Raw genomic sequence first — 17167 nt, 5'->3', positions numbered from 1 at the left:
GTGCGTTTAAGTTACCTAATTTTTTCATGCGGTGTGCTTTTGAAATTCTTGATACGCAGTTGCTAAACCAGAAACGAAATCTGTATTTGCCTTCCAACCCATCGCATGCAATTTACTCACATCCTGTAGCTTGCGCATCGTGCCATCAGGCTTGCTCGCATCAAATACCAACTCGCCCTCAAAGCCAACCACATCACAAATTGTTTGCGCTAATTCACGGATGGTCATGTCTTCACCCACGCCGATATTCACCAGTGGTGGCTGTTGGTCGTTTAGTAGCGTTGCGTACTGTTCTGCCGGAAGATTAGCTAGGTAAACGCAGGCGGCGGCCATGTCTTCGCAGTACAAGAATTCACGGCGCGGCGTACCGCTGCCCCATACCATCATCTCGGTAGCGCCACTGATTTTGGCTTCATGCGCTTTGCGGATTAGCGCAGGAATCACATGGCTATTTTCTGGGTGATAGTTATCGCCAGGGCCGTATAAATTAGTTGGCATTACAGCGATGTATTTGGTGCCGTATTGGCGGTTGTAACTCCAGCACATTTCAATGCCAGCAATTTTGGCTAACGCATACGGTTGATTGGTTTGCTCTAATGGGCCGGTGAGTAGGTACTCTTCTTTGATCGGTTGCGGGCACTCTTTAGGGTATATGCAGCTAGACCCCAAAAACATTAAGCGATCCACACCATACTGGTAGGCAGAGTGAATTACATTATTTTGAATCATTAGATTCTGGTAAATAAATTCACCGCGATAGACATTATTAGCATGAATCCCGCCCACTTTGGCTGCAGCCAAAAACACGTGGGTAGGTTTTTCGCTGGCAAAAAATTCATTCACGGCAGCTTGATTGGTTAAATCTAGCTCAGCGTGAGTACGGGTCACAATATTGTGAAAGCCAAGCTTGTTGAGCTCGCGCACAATAGCCCCCCCCACCATGCCACGGTGACCTGCTACATAAATACGAGCATCTTTATTAAAATATGTCATTTTATTTACCTTGCATTCCAATTACTACAGCAGGATTGCCTGCAACAACTGCAAAATCAGGGACATCACTAACTACAATTGAACCTGCGCCTATTACAGCATTTTTGCCAATACTTATACGACCAATAATTACTGAATTAGGAAATACAATCACATTATCAGCTATTATCGGAGCACCTGCGTGCGAACCAGTCCGCTTACTTCCTAAAGTCACGCCTTGGAAAATAGTGATATTTTTTCCCAAACTACAACCTGGATTAATAACAATACCAAAGGGATGTCCTAGCCTAAGTCCATTCAGATTAGTCCTTGGTAAATCTAAATGTAGCAAGTACTTAATTAATACATTTAAAACAGGTATATATTGGAATGTAAAATTAATAACTCTGTTTACCAAACCCAATTTAGCTGTTCTGTAGCTATTAAATTCTTCTGTAGAAATAATTTTCATAGAATATTAAGCCGGCTTACGCCGGCTTTCTCTGGTTAGCGTTCGGTAGCTACCGAGACATCGTAGCCATTCTTTTTCAATAGCGCGTGCTGCTTGGCTTGCTGCAAGTCATAAGCGACCATTTCGGCGCACATTTCTTGGGTGGTGATTTCTGGCGTCCAACCCAATACAGCTTTGGCTTTGCTTGGATCGCCGAGTAGTGTTTCTACTTCGGCAGGGCGGAAATAGCGTGGGTCAATACGAACTACCACATCACCTACTTTGAGAGCTGGTGCGTTGTCGCCCGTAATGCGCGTTACCGTGCCAATCTCATCCACACCCGTGCCTGTGAATTCAATTTCAACGCCTAGGTGCTCGGCCGACCATTGAATAAACTGGCGAACGCTATACTGCACCCCAGTCGCAATGACGAAATCATCCGGCTGATTTTGCTGCAACATCATCCATTGCATGCGCACGTAATCTTTGGCGTGGCCCCAATCGCGTAATGAATCGATATTACCCATGTAGAGGCATTGTTCGAGGCCTTGGGAAATATTAGCGATACCACGAGTGATTTTGCGGGTAACAAACGTTTCTCCACGGCGTGGTGATTCGTGATTAAACAAAATACCATTACAAGCGTACATGCCATACGCCTCGCGGTAATTTACGGTGATCCAATAGGCGTACATCTTCGCTACGGCATACGGGCTACGTGGGTGAAATGGCGTGGTTTCTTTTTGTGGGATTTCTTGCACCAAGCCATACAACTCAGAAGTCGATGCTTGATAAAAACGCGTTTTCTTTTCTAGACCCAAAAAGCGGATCGCCTCCAGCAAACGCAATGTTCCCATTGCATCTACATCTGCAGTGTATTCTGGCGCTTCAAAGCTCACTGCCACATGTGATTGTGCGCCCAGGTTATAGACTTCATCCGGCTGCACTTCTTGCAAAATGCGAGTCAAATTAGATGTGTCAGTTAAATCACCGTAATGAAGTTTGAATTTTGGGTTGGCATTGTGTGGGTCTTCATAAATATGATCGACACGCTGGGTATTAAACGATGATGCGCGACGTTTAATACCATGAACTTCATAGCCTTTTTCTAATAGAAACTCTGCTAGATATGAGCCATCTTGGCCTGTTACACCGGTAATTAAAGCTACTTTGTTATTCAATTTAATCTTCCTTTGGTTTGCCAATTAGTCGAGTGCGCGTTTCATCACTCACTGCATTTAATAAATCGTTGGTAAATTGTTCTTGTAGCTGATAGGCCGCATTTTGATCATTTGAAATCGACGAAACTCGAAACAACAAGCCATCAGGTACGGTGCCTTTTAGACCATATTTAATTTGTGTGAATTTCCTTTCCCAGCCAGAACGCAACGCAGTTTCTCCAACAGTGACCCAATAAGTCACAGGCTCAACCCGTGGGCCACTCGTGGCTAATAATTGCCTTGTGGGTATTTTATATTGTTTATATTGCATTTCAGCATCATGCATTGCACTTAATTTAAAGCCTTGAGCTGGATAACAATATTCAGGACGATGAACTTGTGTGCCATCACCGCCTTGATTTCGTCCATAAGCAATCGAAAGCATTATTCGGCCGCCTTTACTATTCACATACGTGCGACTTAACATTTCGCTGTACAACTCATCTAATTTGCTTTGCAAATCAGCGGCAGTGGTAATTGGAGAAATATTAGGGTCTATTTTCCAGTCGGCAAATTGATCAGGTATATTTTTTTCCAAGCCAATCGCTGGTTTTGCATCAGCTAATACTTGCTTGGGAGTTAAATACCACCCTAAGAATGTAGACAATAGCATGATTACAGAAATAGCAATTATACTGGCATTATTTGCTTTTTTTAAGTCCAGCATCCTGAATTCCCATTTTTTTCAAAACAACGCCAAGAACAGTGTCAAATGACATCAATAAAAATAGAGCGACACCAAATAAAACAATACCGGCGAAGCCATGTAAGAAGCCCTGCCCTGCTTCATCACCAAAATAATAGGTAATCAAAATAAGTACAATTACACGAATCGTATTTGCAGTAAAAGAAATTGGAATCACCATCAAAGCTACAATGACATTTCGCAATGCACTCTTGTATCCCATCATATTCAAATAAAGCAAGCCAATTGCTTCTAATGTAAATACAGTATGCAATCCAGCGCAGGCATCTGCGACCAACATTTGATACTGGCCAATTTGAATAATCACTCCAGAACGTGAAACTGGATAACCGGCGTGATATAAAGCCAACTCTGCGACATAAGAAACTGCAGTTTTCATCGGCATTGTCAATGCAGTGACTAATGCGCCCGGTAAAGGCAGCATAAACAGCATAAAAAACAAAGGAAACCATAATGCACGTATAGCAGCCCAACCGCCTATCAAAAGCAATACGCCAATCATTACGACAATAAATGAACCCGCCAAAATCAAATCAATTGATTGAGACTTACCAATAATATAGAAGAAACAACCCAATAAAAAGAAAACCCACCCAGCGATTGGATTAGATCGACCTTCATTAATCAATTTAGCCAATACATCATTTGAACGATAAATCAGCCACAAACCAATCGCAAATACAATCGGTCCATGCCCCTGATTTTCTTTGCTCCACGTATATTCTGTAATCCACCAGAATGCAGGAACAAACATTAGTATCAAACCAATTAATATCGGCCAAACCTTTTCTATTGCACTAGTTTGATTTATAGATAACGAAAGATTCATTTTGTTTGATGGCTCTCAGTCAAGACGCAACCAATAATTTCAACTTTATTAGCTTGAAACTGATCTTTTACCTGCAACAATCCTTTTGCGGGTGTAATATCTTTTTGTGCTACTAGCAAAACGCCTTTTGTTCTTGTCGCAATCAATTGTGCATCAGCTGCAATTGATAATGGCGTTGTGGCATAAATAATCACGTCATATTGTGATTCCAAATCAGCAACCAATTGCGTGAAAGTATCTCTAGACAATAATTCTTGAGGATTTGGTGCGCTTGTTCCTGCTGTCAGTACCGACAAATCTTGTAGGTCTGTAATTTTTTGGATACACGATTGATCTGAACGATTAGCCAAAATATCGCTTAATCCCGTATTATTTTTTAGACCAAATAAATTACACTGCTTAGGAGTTCGAAGATTGCTATCGACCAGCAAAGTTCGCTCACCCAGCTGTGAAAACACAATCGCTAAGTTTGCAGCCAATAAATCACAAGATTCTGTTGCATCGTATGATGACAAAGTAATTGATTTATTGCCAATCTCCATCCAGCGTAAGAAAATCTGGCTCCGCAGACTACGCAAACCTTCCACACGGACATCGAAAGGCTCGTATGCAGCTACAAGCCCTTCACTTACTTGGCTAGAGCCAGATACAAGATAGGGGTATTCAAATTGCTGTGCTAATACATCCTGAATATCATTCTCTGTAATAAACCCTAATTTTATTGCAGCCTCACCAAAACGCATGCCGGTTTCTTTTTGCAGGCGAAGCACTTTTTCTGCTTGTTGCGCATTGAGTTTGCCATTATCGAGTAATTGTTGGCCGATATTAGCTTTAGCCATTTGCGTTGCAAGCTGACCTGTAATTGCATTCATGCTGCTGCTCCTGCTTTACGACCAAATTTACGTTTGCCTTGAGGGGGTAATAAATCTGCCAATACGGTTAGCCCTAGCATATTTTCAATATCATCTTTAGAGCGAATTCGGCGATCAATTAATTCAGCGAGCATTGCAAAGCCAATCGCTAACAAGCTGCCTACAAAAATGGCCAAGATTAAATTAAGTAGCATTCTGGGACTTGAATGCTTAATTGGCTCTGGAGCTGATTTGATGATAGAGATATTGCTTTGATCAGCACGGCTTTCGAGCATCGTTTGGCTAAAGCGTTGTAGAGCTTGGTCATAGCTGCGTTGGGCGTTATCTACATTACGCTGCAATACATCTAATGCGGCACGTTGCGATTTCAAATCCAATACTTTTTCTTTCTGTGCTTGCAAAGCGGCTGCCAATGCAGCTTGGCGCGACGCCGAATTACCGGCTGCGCTATTCAAACCACCGGCGTATTGCCCCATCAATTCACTGAGCTGATTACGCGTGGCATTCAGTTCGGCCATTGCTTGTTGGTTGTGCGGATGATTGGGGCCGTTTTTTTCAGATAGCTGTTTGTATTTTGCTTCTTGAACCGCCAATTGACCTTTCAGCTGCTGAATCAGTGGATTATTCAGTACATCAGGGGCCACATTGCCACCTCGGGCACGTGATTGGGCATCAAAGGTTTGCGTTTGTGCACCAACGACTTGGCTAGATAATTCATTGAGGCGTTGATTTTCAACATCCAGTCGCTCATCGCCGCCCACAATGCCGTGCTGTTGCTGGTACTCAGAAAGTTTGTTCTGCGCTTTTTCTAAATTGCTTTGCAGTGATTTGAGCTGCTCTTGAAAAAACACATTATTTTGCTGTGCTGCAGCGGTTTTGATATCAATCGTGGTGCGGATATAGGCTTGCGCGAAGTTATTGGCTAAAGCCGCAGCAAATTTTGGATCAGTCGCCGTGTATTCCAAATTAATGACATTACTCTCGCGGCTAGGCTTTACATCTAATCCTTTTAGCAACGATTCGGCAAACCAATTGCGAATATCACCCTTGCCCTTGGTGGCCTCTTGAAATTGCGCTTGCGCTTCAGGCAATAGCGCCAAACCCAAAGTATCAACCACCTTTAGCGCTGTATTTTGGCTGGTAATCATGTCGACTTGTGTCGCCATAAAGCTTGGCGCCATATACCCAGAAATTTGCTGACCTGTTACTGGGTCAGCTGCTTTGATATCGATCGCCAATGTGGCTTCTGCGGTATATTGCTTGGGTAGCAATAAACTTACAATTAATGTGCCAATCATCACGGTAAAAAATACCGATAATGCTATCCACTTTCGGGCGCGCAAGATATTTAAAAACTGTTCAAAAGTCATCGAATTTACTCAGTAATTTTGGGCGCGGTTAAAACAAACTTTCCTGCACGAAAACGGTATCGTTTTCCTGAATGAAGTCGGTGAGTTTTGCTGCAATTTTTTCTACTTGGCCGTCAGCCGCCACGCGATGAATTTCAATGCTTCGATGGGAGGCACGTGGATTAAAGCCACCCGCTACAGATAATGCCTGCATCATGGTCATTTTCGGCTCTAGACGGAAAACACCAGGACGATTGACTTCACCATAAACATAGAATTGCTGCGCTCTAGGCACATAGACCGTATCGCCATTCATAATCTGAATATGGCGTTTTTCTGGATTGGATAATTGCGTAAGTTTACTGAGCTTGTATTCAATTCGTTCTTCACCACGCAAAATCACAATTGTGTCGCCACCGGCGGGGCTAATGCCACCAGCAATAGCGAGTAAATCAATGATATTGGTGGCACTATCAAGTGCATAGCGGCCAGGCTTGTTCACTTCGCCCAATACCGCAACGCGCTGGCTGCGGTATTGCACGATCAGTACATTCACATTGGGCTTTTTAATGAAATTGCCTTCCATTAATTTTTTAGCAATCAATGCTTCGGCTTCGGTGTAATCTAAACCTTCCAGTTTCACTTCACCAATGAGTGGAAAAGCCAAACCACCTTCATTATTGAGCTGCACTTCTGTCGTTAAATCAGGATGGTCATAGACTTGGATTTTCACCACATCACCGGGACCCAAAACGTATTCGCCTTGTGGCTTCGCCCAAGATGAGGCGGCAAACAAACTCAGCAAACTAAAGCACAGCAACATGCCCAATTTCTTGATCATTATTTCAATCCTTTTAATCCGGCTTTAAGACTGTCATCGGTTGCTGATGCGTTACCCGCATTGGCTACTGCAGGCGCTGCGACCGGTGCTGAGGCGAATTTCTGCAGATATTCAATTTTTGCTGCAGCTTGCAGCGCTTTTAACTTGGCTTTTGCATTTTCTTGCGCTGCATTGCTGCTCAAATAGCGCTTGATAAGTGGCTCAGCATCCGCTGGCGCAACTGGAGCAGCATGGCTAGCTTTCAACTGCAGCAGCACCATTTTGTCGCCCTCGGCCATCGCCAAAATATCACCTTGATTCATTGCGGCAAATTTAGGCAGCATTTGCATCGGCAATTGTTCGGCGGCGCGGCTGCTTTCGTTGCTTTCAAATTGAATTTTTGCCGCATCCAACACCGCTTTTACTTGCATTGGCGTCGTTGAGGTATTGAGTTGCGCTGCGATTGCTTCGCTATAAGCCGCTTTTGGCAAGGCAAACATTACAAAATCATAAGTTTTACGATCAGCGAACAAGCCTGGATTTTTTGCATAAAACTCATCAATCGCTGCTTTACTTGGTTCTGCTGGCTTGCCAATGACACGCTCCGCCGCCGCCTGCGCCAAGATTTGACGCTTGGCGGCTTCAATGGCTTGTACGATATTTGGCTCACGATCAAGCTTCAATTCAGCGGCTTTTTCTACCAATAATTCTTGGTCAACAAGCTGCTCTAAAATCTGTTGTTTCTGCTCAGGGCTGGCATTCGGTGTTTGCGCGAGGACGAAATTGAGCTGATGCACGGTGATTTCGGCATCGTTCACTTTGGCCAAAACTTGGCTTGGCGATTTCTTTTCTTCTTTATCATTGCAAGCAGTCAGTACCAATACTGCTGAAATTGCTAATGCGATTGGGCTTAATTTTTTCATTGTTAAATCCTTTAATTGCTGTTCAAAACAACATCAAAATGCGTTTTTATCTCGAAACATGCTGGTAGCCGTCATCCAAATAATTTTGATATCTAGCCAGACAGACCAATTTCTTAGATAGTCTAAATCGTAAGCGATACGGCCTTCCATTTTGTCTAATGTATCGGTCTCACCGCGAAAACCATTCACTTGTGCCCACCCGGTGATGCCCGGTTTGACCATATGGCGAATCATGTAGCCTTTAATCAATTTGCGGTATTGTTCGTTATGCGCATTAGCATGTGGGCGTGGACCAACAATACTCATTTTGCCTTGCAGCACATTAATAAACTGCGGCAACTCATCGAGCGACGTTTTACGGATGAAACCACCGATAGGAGTTAATCGCGCATCGTTCTTAGTCGCTTGCACGACCTTGTCGCCGTTTTCCATTACTGTCATCGAGCGAAACTTATAGACCAACACACTTTGGCCATCTTCTCCATAACGTTTTTGCTTGAAAAAAACTGGCCCCGGAGAAGTTAATTTAACCGCAATCGCAACAGCGAGTAGTACAGGCCAAATCAAGGCTAAGATCATCAGCGACAACACAATATCGCTGATCCTTTTCACAACACCATTCAGACCCAAAAATGGGCTCTCGCAAATCGCCACAACTGGCAAGCCTGCAACGTGATCAAAACGGGCATTAATTAAGTCAAATACAAATAAATCCGGCACAAAATAAACTGATGCAGTGCTATCTTTTAGGCAATCCAAAATCGCCATTACACGCGGCTGTGCGGTCATCGGCAGGGTGATGTAGATTTGCTGAATGTTATTTTTACTAACAAAATCCGGAAAAGTTGTTAGGTCACCGATAATCTCTGCGGGATTAATTTCGCCTAAACGTGAGGTATCTCGGTCCTCAAAAAAACCCAAAAAGCTCATCTTCAGGTATGAGTGCGTTTGGATATTTCTCGCCAAAGCTTGCCCTGGTGCATTGGCACCAATAATGACGACATTTTTAATGTCTTGCTTAATCGGATGCAGCACAAATAAGCGAAATAGCAAATGCGCTAGCATCAGAACGACAGGCGCAAGAATCGCCCAAGCGATAAAGAAAGGAGGATGAACGTAGGAATGAAATCCTGATACTAATCCAATCAGAAATAGACTCAATAATACCGCGCACCACTCAATGGCAAATCGACCTAAACCGAGTAAAGGCCTAGAGTAACCAGGCACAAACAGAAAAACACCATCGAGCATCACCGCGGTTAACAAGAACGTCAGCACCGCTTGCAACACTAAAACACCATCACGGGCAATTTCAAACGGGATTGTTAACGCGTACAGGGTGGCAAGCACCAGAAAAGGATCTAAAAATAACTTGAAAAAGCCAATCACTGGCGATGAATTGCTAAATTCACGAAAACGATCACCCAACAAGCTAGGTTGATGCACAACTTGCTCGTATTCTTTGATGGCTTTTAGGCTTAGTTTTTCAGGAACGTCTTGGTGCAAAGCGAGGATTCCCTGTTATTTAAAAGTCATACTTTACCGAAACACCGACTTGCTCATCGGTGTAGTCAAATTGATTAATTTTCTCATCTCGAGAGCCGAACTCTACAAAAGAACGAATCAACATGCTCCGCAAAATTTTGTAGTCAAAGCTTAATCGAAACATATCGTATTCCGAATCTTGTGTAATCCGCCCCGAGGCCAATTGAGTCTCAAGCTGGCGATATTTATATAGTGCGGCTAGTTTTGATTTGTCAGTGATTGCCCAATCTGCTTTTACGTAGGCTGTACGCTCTAAATCACGACCAACAAAATTACTTCCGAAGGAATCAAAATTTTGCCCCGCACCAGCACTCAGCGTTGTCTTAGGCGTTACTTTCCAAAGCAGATCCAATGAGCCTGTTGGTTTTGTGCTTTTCGTGCTATTGAAATCAGATGTCCACTGGTTGTAGCCGATATTTAAATTGGCGTTAAATTTTTCGGTAACAGGCCAGCTTAGCGCCAAACTCGTATCCTGTTCACGATAGCCACGCAGGTGAGCAGGGATAATCAAATCTTCTTCATAATTATGCTCAGACCAGCTGTGCAATAGCGTAACTGAAAATCCTCGATCTGAGGTATATCTCACGCCGCCGCCGAGTAATCTATCATTCGCATTCTGATATTTACGGACGTCGTGATCTTCTTGTATATATCTTGCGTTTGCCAGCAAGGCCCAGTTGCTGAGTAATTGGTAATTGGCACTCCAAGTAAAGCGGTCTTTCTTTACTGTATCCACTACCGACACACGAACATCATCAAATGAGGATAATTCACTGCTCGTTGATGCTGTTAAAGTTCCACTCCATTGATTGCCAACAACCCAATTCCATCCCAAGCCAACATCCCATGCAGGCCCGTTTAGCTCATCAAAAACCTGATAATTTCTATATGAAACATTGGCAGTGGCATATACATTTTGCCGACTTAAGGGCAGATCAACACGACCTCCAAAGCCTGCGGTGATACTTGAATCGCTTTTTTGTTGATGCCTGCGAGTAGAATTATTCTCTTGCTTATCTGAAAGTCGAAAGACGTTGGAATCATAGACGTAGGCAAGATCCGCAAATAATTTAACCGTATCTTCACTGTCGTATGCCGCTTGCGCATTCCCCAAAGCAAGCGCACTCAGCAGCACTAAATTTTTTCTTAACATTCCACATTCCAGTTACAGAGCGACTTGCCAGTCCAACACGCAAACAAATCTTACTACAAACTTATTTCATTTTGGTTTCAAGTTGCAATTCTATCATCAGCAACTGCCGGATGCAGCAACATCATAAAATAAGTGTTTGGTAATTAACTATTTCATAATATTCCTATCTATTTATCGACACTTAATAGCACATGATGGTCTGATGATAAATGGGCTTGGCTGAATTCAAGCAATCATTTATGATACAAATCACAAAAGTAAATTCATCAGCATTAGCAATTACTCATTTACTTTAAATCCATCAACTGCTTGTAAAGCTTTATAATAAAAGACTTATTTGCAAATAACGTAATTCAGTTGAATCAGCCATAAAATTGGCTAAGAATTTTTTTTAAACAAGATCTAAATAAATTTTATTGCTCACCTTCATCAGCAAAAGTCTATCAATATGAAATTATTCTTAACCGCCCTAAGCTCTTTATTTTCCTTACATCTTCATGCTGCAATCATTCAACAGCATGTGATTGTAGACGAGCCTTTTGTTGCCGTTCGGGCTGGTCAACAAGACAATGGGCACGTTGCGATTGAGCAACTGTTTACAAATAACACGACATCAGCACAAGACAGCCTCACCAGCACCAATATACCGCTCGTTGATTCACCTTCTTTTGGTGGCACCAACCTGCGAAGCGCACCTAGTTCTTTTACTTCATTCGCAGCTGATACGCCGCCTGCCCCACCCAGCATTGTACTGCCGCCAGTGACACCACCCATAAATCCGCCAGTAGACCCCGTAACACCGCCAGTGCCTGAACCTGAAACGTACGCACTGATGGCGATTGGGCTTTCTGGCCTTGTGCTAGCACGTCGCCAGCGCCGCAATCGTTCTGCTATGTAAAACTTCACCTCTGCAGGCATAAAAAAAGAAGGGCTAGCCCTTCTTTTTTTATGCCTGCAGCGCTAAAACACAGGCAAAATACACTCAACGGCGCGCCATACACGTGTCATAACGGCCTTTTACTCGATTGGCAAACCACTCCGTAGTGAGTTTACGGGTGATTTTAGGGCTTTTTAAATCAATCTGCGGCATCGCAGCGCGCGGATGGGTTTGGCCATTTTTTTCGTACAAGGCGAAAGTTTTCTTATACAGCTCAGTTTGCGCAAAGGCTGCCAGTTTTTCTTGTTTCAAATCGCGCAATATCGCATCTTGACTCATCGCCAATTTGCTAGCTAAACCATACACTGCAGCTTGCGTACCACTCACGCCAGTTGGCACCCCACCGCTGTAGCGTAGCAAATCACCATCGAGCACCAGCGCTTGCCCCGTTAATTTCGCCACCACTTGTTGAAATGCAACATTGCGGCTGGCATAGCGCCCGGCATTAAAATCAGCAAAGCGATACACCATATCGGTATACGGCGCGGGATATTGCAATAGAATGGCTACACCGAAATACGTACCACCTCGACGGGTAAATACTTCATTACGCACACTGCCTTTCATCGGATACGGATAAGGCCATGCCTTCACATGGCCCTGCGCAAACTCAACACTGACCTGCATTGGGCCCCCCGTGCGGATCGGGTTTTTCATATTCAGTGGTAACTTGAGTTTTTCCGCTTCATCTGCCAAATCTTCAAATAAGTCATTCATTTCACGCTCGGTGCGTAGCGTGTCGATGCGCTCTTTGTAACTACGACCTGTGGGTGATGTTTTTAGTAGTGCCGTTTGCACCGCTATCAGCGGAATGTGATATTTCTCGGCGCGCTCACCAATCGCATTCCACACAATTTTCGGTAGCCCCGGCACAGTCGGATCGCCTTGCCAGCTCGATTCTTGCTCTATCGTCGCAGCAGCAGCGCAGAAATATTCTGCGGTATACGGCAATTTCAGCGCAGTAAACGCATCCAAAATATCGGCATTCCAGCCTGCTCGATCTGGCATATTCGGTGGCAAGAGCTGATTTAACAAAACGCGCGCTTCATTAATTGACAGTGCTGGCTTTGGTGTAGCGGTAGTGACTGGCGTTGGAGCGGGGGTCGGCTCGACACGCCCGGTCGCGCTTGGGATTGGGCTTGGCTGCGGCGTTGGTGTTAACGTCACCACTGGCGTTACCGTCGGCAGCGGGTTCGGTACAGAGCTTGGCACCGTGCTGGTCGTGGCACATCCAACTAAAACACCACCAATACTGATTGCCACCACACTACGTAAAGACATGAGCTAAACCTATTATTTGCGCAATCGAGTAGCTTAAGAAAACTCCCCCCGAACAGCAAGCAAAAATACAAACCGTTACTTCGCAACTAAAAACACACCTCCAATTTGCCTAAGAAAAAAAATCCTCAATAAAAACATCACACTACGGCAACTTTGTGCCATTGAAAAATCATTAGTAGTTTCACTATCGCGACTTCTAGCACTAGGGATGTAGTGTATTTATTTTCACTACACGTGCTTGATATAAATCAAATTCTTGGTGCTGATTACGGTTTAGCATGACCACATTGATGAGTTATTCATCACAGATCTGATACGCAAGGATTGCGGAGGCGTTATGAGTAAGGTTTTAGTCGTGGGTAGCATCAATATGGATTTAGTCGCGCAGGTCGACCAATTTCCTCGCTTGGGCGAAACATTATTTGGTCGATCATTTACAACGCATCACGGTGGCAAAGGCGCCAATCAAGCCGTTGCTGCTGCACGCTTGGGTGCAGAAGTTACGATGATAGGTCGTGTTGGTGATGATGCTTTTGGGAACGAGTTGACTACATCGCTCATCGCCGAAGGTATCAACACAGAATGGATTCAGCGCAGCGCCAATACCGCCAGCGGCATCGCGATGGTTACGCTAGCGGGTAGCGACAACGCAATTATTGTCGTGCCCGGCGCGAATGCGGACTTATCCGTTGCTGACGTAAGTGCCGCCGAAAGCGCATTTATTGACTGCGATGTCGTGATTGCTCAGCTGGAATCACCACTCGCCAGCATTGAGATGGCCGCACAATTGGCACAGCGCCACGGCAAACCCTTCATTTTAAATCCAGCGCCGGCGATGCCACTCTCCCCAGCATTGCTGTCCAAAATAGCGCTACTCACACCGAACGAATTTGAACTCAGCATCGCACTCGGCACGCCCGCAAATGAGTGGCAAACCGCTTTGCAGCAATACCCCGGCCAAATCCTGATGACCGCAGGCAAAGACGGCGCTTGGTACACCACTGAAAATGGTGAATTGCGCCAACAAACCAGTTTCAACGTACATGCGGTCGACACCACTGGCGCAGGTGACACTTTTAATGGCGCATTGGCGACGTTTTGGCATTTAGGTTTAAGCGAAGCCAGTCGTTTAGCGTGTGCAGCGGGCGCCTTATCGGTGACACGTGCTGGTGCGCAAGGCGGGATGCCGACTTTAGCGGAGCTAACCGCGTTTTTAGCCCCAGCCGGAGATGCAAAATGAAAAAGTTCGGTCATTTAAATCGCGACATTAGTCGCGTCCTTGCCAGCATGGGGCATACCGATTGCATCGTGATTGCCGATTGCGGGCTACCGATTCCGCCGCATGTGGAGTGCATTGATTTATCCATTGCGCTCGGTACACCATCTTATTTCGCAGTGCTTGATAGCATCTTGGCCGATTTCCAAGTCGAGCGCGCCGTGCTGGCGAGCGAATGCCAAAGCCTTAATCCAGCCGTAGCAGCACAAGCGCAATCTATGTCCAGCGTCGCTGTTGAATTTGTGCCGCACAGTGAATTTAAGCAACTCACCCAGCATGCGAAAGCAATTATCCGCACCGGCGAAGCCAGCCCATACGCCAATATCGTGCTGTATTCCGGCGTGATTTTTTAGGAGACGGTGATGTTGATCAAAATGACAGGTATCAGCAAGGCCTTTGGTCCCGTCAAAGTGCTGGAAGGCGTAGATTTTTCACTCCAGCGCGGCGAAGTCCATGCACTAATGGGTGAAAATGGTGCGGGAAAATCTACCTTAATGAAGATTCTCTGTGGGGTGTATCAAGCCGATAGCGGCAGCATTGCTGTCGATGGAAAAGATACCCAAATCAAAAATACAGTAGATTCCGAAAAACTCGGTATCGCCATCATTCACCAAGAACTTAACCTGATTCCGCAATTATCGGTAATGGAAAATATGTTCTTGGGCCGTGAGCCGCAACGGTTTGGCGTGATCAATACGCTCAAGATGCGGGCCGATTGCCTGGATTACCTCAAATTACTCGGCATTGAAAATCTCGACCCAGATGTCGAAGCCGGTACTTTATCGATTGGCCAACAGCAAATGGTCGAAATCGCCAAAGCACTATCACTCAATGCGCAAACGTTGATTATGGATGAACCCACTGCGGCACTGTCTGAGCGTGAAACCGAAAAACTGTTTGAAATTATTGCCGACTTGAAAGCCCGTGGCGTCGCGATTGTTTATGTGTCACACCGTATGGAAGAAATCTTCAAAGTCTGCGACAAGATCTCTGTACTGCGCGACGGGCAATTTGTTGGTGAGCGCGAAATCGTCAAAACCAATTTTGATGAAATCGTCCGCATGATGGTCGGCCGCGAAATCGGCGAGCGTTTCCCTGTTCGTACCGCCAGCATTGGTGAGATTCGGCTCAAAGTCAGCGATCTCGCCGATGCCAGCATCAGCAATATCAATTTTGAAATACGCGCGGGTGAAGTGCTCGGTATTGCCGGTCTGATGGGCGCAGGACGTAGCGAGATTCTCAAAACCATTTTTGGTATCAATCAGAAAGTAGCAGGCCAGATTGAGCTCGATGGCGTCCCACTCAACGTCAAAAAACCGAGCGATGCGATTGCCGCCGGCATTGGTTTTGTCACCGAAGATCGTAAAAGCCAAGGCTTGGTGCTGGGCTTGTCGGTGCGCGAAAACGCGACGCTGGCCAATCTTTCAACTCATGCCCGCGCTGGCGTGATTAATCAAAAACAGCAAATGGCTGTCGTGCAACGCGAAATAGATCGCATGCACATTCGAACCCGCGATGCTGAGCTCGAAGTGAAATCACTTTCCGGTGGCAATCAACAAAAAGTCGTGTTTGCCAAATGGCTAGGGATTGCGCCGAAAGTGCTGTTCCTCGATGAACCGACCCGCGGTGTCGATGTCGGCGGCAAGGCCGAAATCTACCAAATTATTAACGAGCTAGCGCAATCAGGCGTCGCGATTGTGATGGTGTCGTCTGAATTGCCCGAAGTTTTGGCGATGAGCGATCGTATTCTCGTTATGCATCAAGGCCGTCAAGCAGGGATTTTTGCCCAAGCTAGCGCCGAAACCATCATGACTGCAGCAACTGGAGGTTTGAAATGAACGCACAACACAAGGCCACTTTACAGAAACTAGGCCCCTTCTTGGCACTCTTGGTATTGGCGACTGGCCTTGCAATTACCAGCCCTGACTTTTTAACCATGGGCAATTTGCTCAATGTATTCCGCCAAGTATCCATCAATGCGCTGATTGCGTTTGGTATGACTTTGGTAATTTTACTCGGCGGCATTGATTTGTCTGTTGGCTCAATCTTGGCACTGTCGTCGGTATTGACTGCACTGATGCTCAGCCACGGGATTGATCCGATTGTCGCCACTAGCGTCGGTATTTTGGCCGGTGCCGGCATGGGGATGCTCAATGGCTTGGTGATTAGTAAAGGTAAAGTCGCACCGTTTATTGCCACGCTCGGCATGATGACCATTTTGCGCGGACTGTCGCTGGTGTTCTCCGAAGGTCGCCCGATTACAGGCTTAAACAGTGACTTTTTCGCCATGCTCGGCGGTGGTTATGTCGGCGGCATCATCCCCGTTCCTGTGATCATTATGTTGGTGATGTTCGGCATCTTCTGGTTCGTTTTGAAAAACACCGTGTTTGGTCGTCACGTCTACGCCGTCGGTGGTAACGAAGAAGCATCGCGTCTTTCTGGCATCAACACCGACAGCATCAAAATCTGGGTGTACACGCTATCGGGCGCCATGGCTGCAACCGCTGGGATGATTTTGACGTCACGTTTGAATTCAGCTCAACCAACAGCCGGCACGGGCTATGAACTCGATGCGATTGCAGCGGTCGTGCTCGGTGGTACCAGCTTAACGGGTGGTCGCGGCTGGATTTTCGGCACCTTGGTCGGCGCGCTGTTGATCGGGATTTTGAACAATGGTTTGAACTTGCTCGGTGTCTCTTCGTTTTACCAACAAGTCATCAAAGGCGTTGTGATTTTGCTGGCTGTATTACTGGATCGCGCCAACAAAAATAAGTGATGTATCGCCCTGTAAAGAATAATTAGCAGTGCATAAGTAGCAATACCCCTTAGTTTT

Annotated in this window: 17 protein-coding genes; 5 read left to right on the top strand and 12 right to left on the bottom strand. The window is 45.4% G+C overall.

Going from position 1 to position 17167, the window contains the following annotated elements; all coding sequences use genetic code 11:
* Positions 1 to 24: 24 nt before the first annotated feature.
* From GM173_RS12310 to GM173_RS12260, 11 genes are read right to left on the bottom strand one after another with little or no spacing between them, the layout of a single operon-like run.
* On the bottom strand, positions 25 to 993 hold the full coding sequence (locus GM173_RS12310; RefSeq protein WP_203571676.1) for a GDP-L-fucose synthase family protein: 969 nt from the start codon (positions 991 to 993) through the stop codon (positions 25 to 27).
* A 1-nt stretch (position 994) separates the two neighbouring features.
* Entirely contained in the window at positions 995 to 1444 is a 450-nt protein-coding gene (locus tag GM173_RS12305) for a serine O-acetyltransferase (RefSeq protein WP_203571675.1), read from the bottom strand.
* 35 nt (positions 1445 to 1479) lie between these two features.
* Entirely contained in the window at positions 1480 to 2604 is a 1125-nt protein-coding gene (gene gmd / locus GM173_RS12300; protein ID WP_203571674.1) for a GDP-mannose 4,6-dehydratase, read from the bottom strand.
* 1 nt (position 2605) lies between these two features.
* Positions 2606 to 3310, bottom strand: a complete 705-nt coding sequence (epsI, locus tag GM173_RS12295) for an exosortase-associated protein EpsI, B-type (RefSeq protein ID WP_203571673.1) — start codon at positions 3308 to 3310, stop codon at positions 2606 to 2608.
* A complete protein-coding gene (gene xrtB, locus GM173_RS12290) occupies positions 3285 to 4178 on the bottom strand; it encodes an exosortase B (protein WP_203571672.1) in 894 nt (297 codons plus the stop codon). The genes epsI and xrtB overlap by 26 nt, the downstream gene beginning before the upstream one ends.
* A complete protein-coding gene (gene epsG / locus GM173_RS12285) occupies positions 4175 to 5050 on the bottom strand; it encodes a chain length determinant protein tyrosine kinase EpsG (protein WP_203571671.1) in 876 nt (291 codons plus the stop codon). The genes xrtB and epsG overlap by 4 nt, the downstream gene beginning before the upstream one ends.
* Positions 5047 to 6420, bottom strand: a complete 1374-nt coding sequence (gene epsF, locus GM173_RS12280; RefSeq protein ID WP_203571670.1) for a chain length determinant protein EpsF — start codon at positions 6418 to 6420, stop codon at positions 5047 to 5049. The genes epsG and epsF overlap by 4 nt, the downstream gene beginning before the upstream one ends.
* Before the next feature lie 28 nt (positions 6421 to 6448).
* Positions 6449 to 7240 carry a polysaccharide export protein EpsE gene (gene epsE, locus GM173_RS12275; RefSeq protein WP_203571669.1) on the bottom strand — a complete coding sequence of 264 codons (792 nt, stop codon included), beginning with the start codon at positions 7238 to 7240 and terminating at the stop codon, positions 6449 to 6451.
* Positions 7240 to 8142: an EpsD family peptidyl-prolyl cis-trans isomerase gene (locus GM173_RS12270; RefSeq protein ID WP_203571668.1), complete on the bottom strand. Its 903-nt coding sequence runs from the start codon at positions 8140 to 8142 to the stop codon at positions 7240 to 7242. Before GM173_RS12270 ends, epsE begins: the two co-directional genes overlap by 1 nt.
* A 33-nt stretch (positions 8143 to 8175) precedes the next feature.
* A complete protein-coding gene (locus GM173_RS12265; protein ID WP_203571667.1) occupies positions 8176 to 9648 on the bottom strand; it encodes an undecaprenyl-phosphate glucose phosphotransferase in 1473 nt (490 codons plus the stop codon).
* Between the two features lie 19 nt (positions 9649 to 9667).
* Entirely contained in the window at positions 9668 to 10840 is a 1173-nt protein-coding gene (locus GM173_RS12260) for an outer membrane beta-barrel protein (protein ID WP_203571666.1), read from the bottom strand.
* Between the two features lie 448 nt (positions 10841 to 11288).
* Between GM173_RS12260 and GM173_RS12255 the strand changes: the two genes are divergently transcribed.
* Complete coding sequence (locus GM173_RS12255) at positions 11289 to 11738, top strand: PEP-CTERM sorting domain-containing protein (protein ID WP_203571665.1); 450 nt, start codon at positions 11289 to 11291, stop codon at positions 11736 to 11738.
* Between the two features lie 84 nt (positions 11739 to 11822).
* On the opposite strand, the gene GM173_RS12250 is transcribed toward GM173_RS12255, so the two are convergent.
* A complete protein-coding gene (locus GM173_RS12250; RefSeq protein ID WP_203571664.1) occupies positions 11823 to 13058 on the bottom strand; it encodes a DUF1615 domain-containing protein in 1236 nt (411 codons plus the stop codon).
* A 337-nt stretch (positions 13059 to 13395) separates the two neighbouring features.
* On the opposite strand from GM173_RS12250, the gene rbsK reads away from it, so the two are divergent.
* Genes rbsK through GM173_RS12230 form a run of 4 tightly spaced genes read left to right on the top strand, consistent with a single transcriptional unit; the run spans position 13396 to position 17110 of the window.
* Entirely contained in the window at positions 13396 to 14298 is a 903-nt protein-coding gene (rbsK, locus tag GM173_RS12245) for a ribokinase (RefSeq protein WP_203571663.1), read from the top strand.
* Positions 14295 to 14687, top strand: a complete 393-nt coding sequence (rbsD, locus tag GM173_RS12240; protein WP_203571662.1) for a D-ribose pyranase — start codon at positions 14295 to 14297, stop codon at positions 14685 to 14687. The genes rbsK and rbsD overlap by 4 nt, the downstream gene beginning before the upstream one ends.
* Before the next feature lie 9 nt (positions 14688 to 14696).
* Positions 14697 to 16172: a sugar ABC transporter ATP-binding protein gene (locus GM173_RS12235; protein ID WP_203571661.1), complete on the top strand. Its 1476-nt coding sequence runs from the start codon at positions 14697 to 14699 to the stop codon at positions 16170 to 16172.
* On the top strand, positions 16169 to 17110 hold the full coding sequence (locus GM173_RS12230) for an ABC transporter permease (RefSeq protein ID WP_203571660.1): 942 nt from the start codon (positions 16169 to 16171) through the stop codon (positions 17108 to 17110). Before GM173_RS12235 ends, GM173_RS12230 begins: the two co-directional genes overlap by 4 nt.
* The last annotated feature ends 57 nt before the right edge of the window (positions 17111 to 17167 follow it).

The organism is Deefgea chitinilytica (assembly GCF_016881405.1).
Lineage (GTDB): Bacteria > Pseudomonadota > Gammaproteobacteria > Burkholderiales > Chitinibacteraceae > Deefgea > Deefgea chitinilytica.
This window is presented reverse-complemented; position numbering and strand designations above follow the sequence as displayed.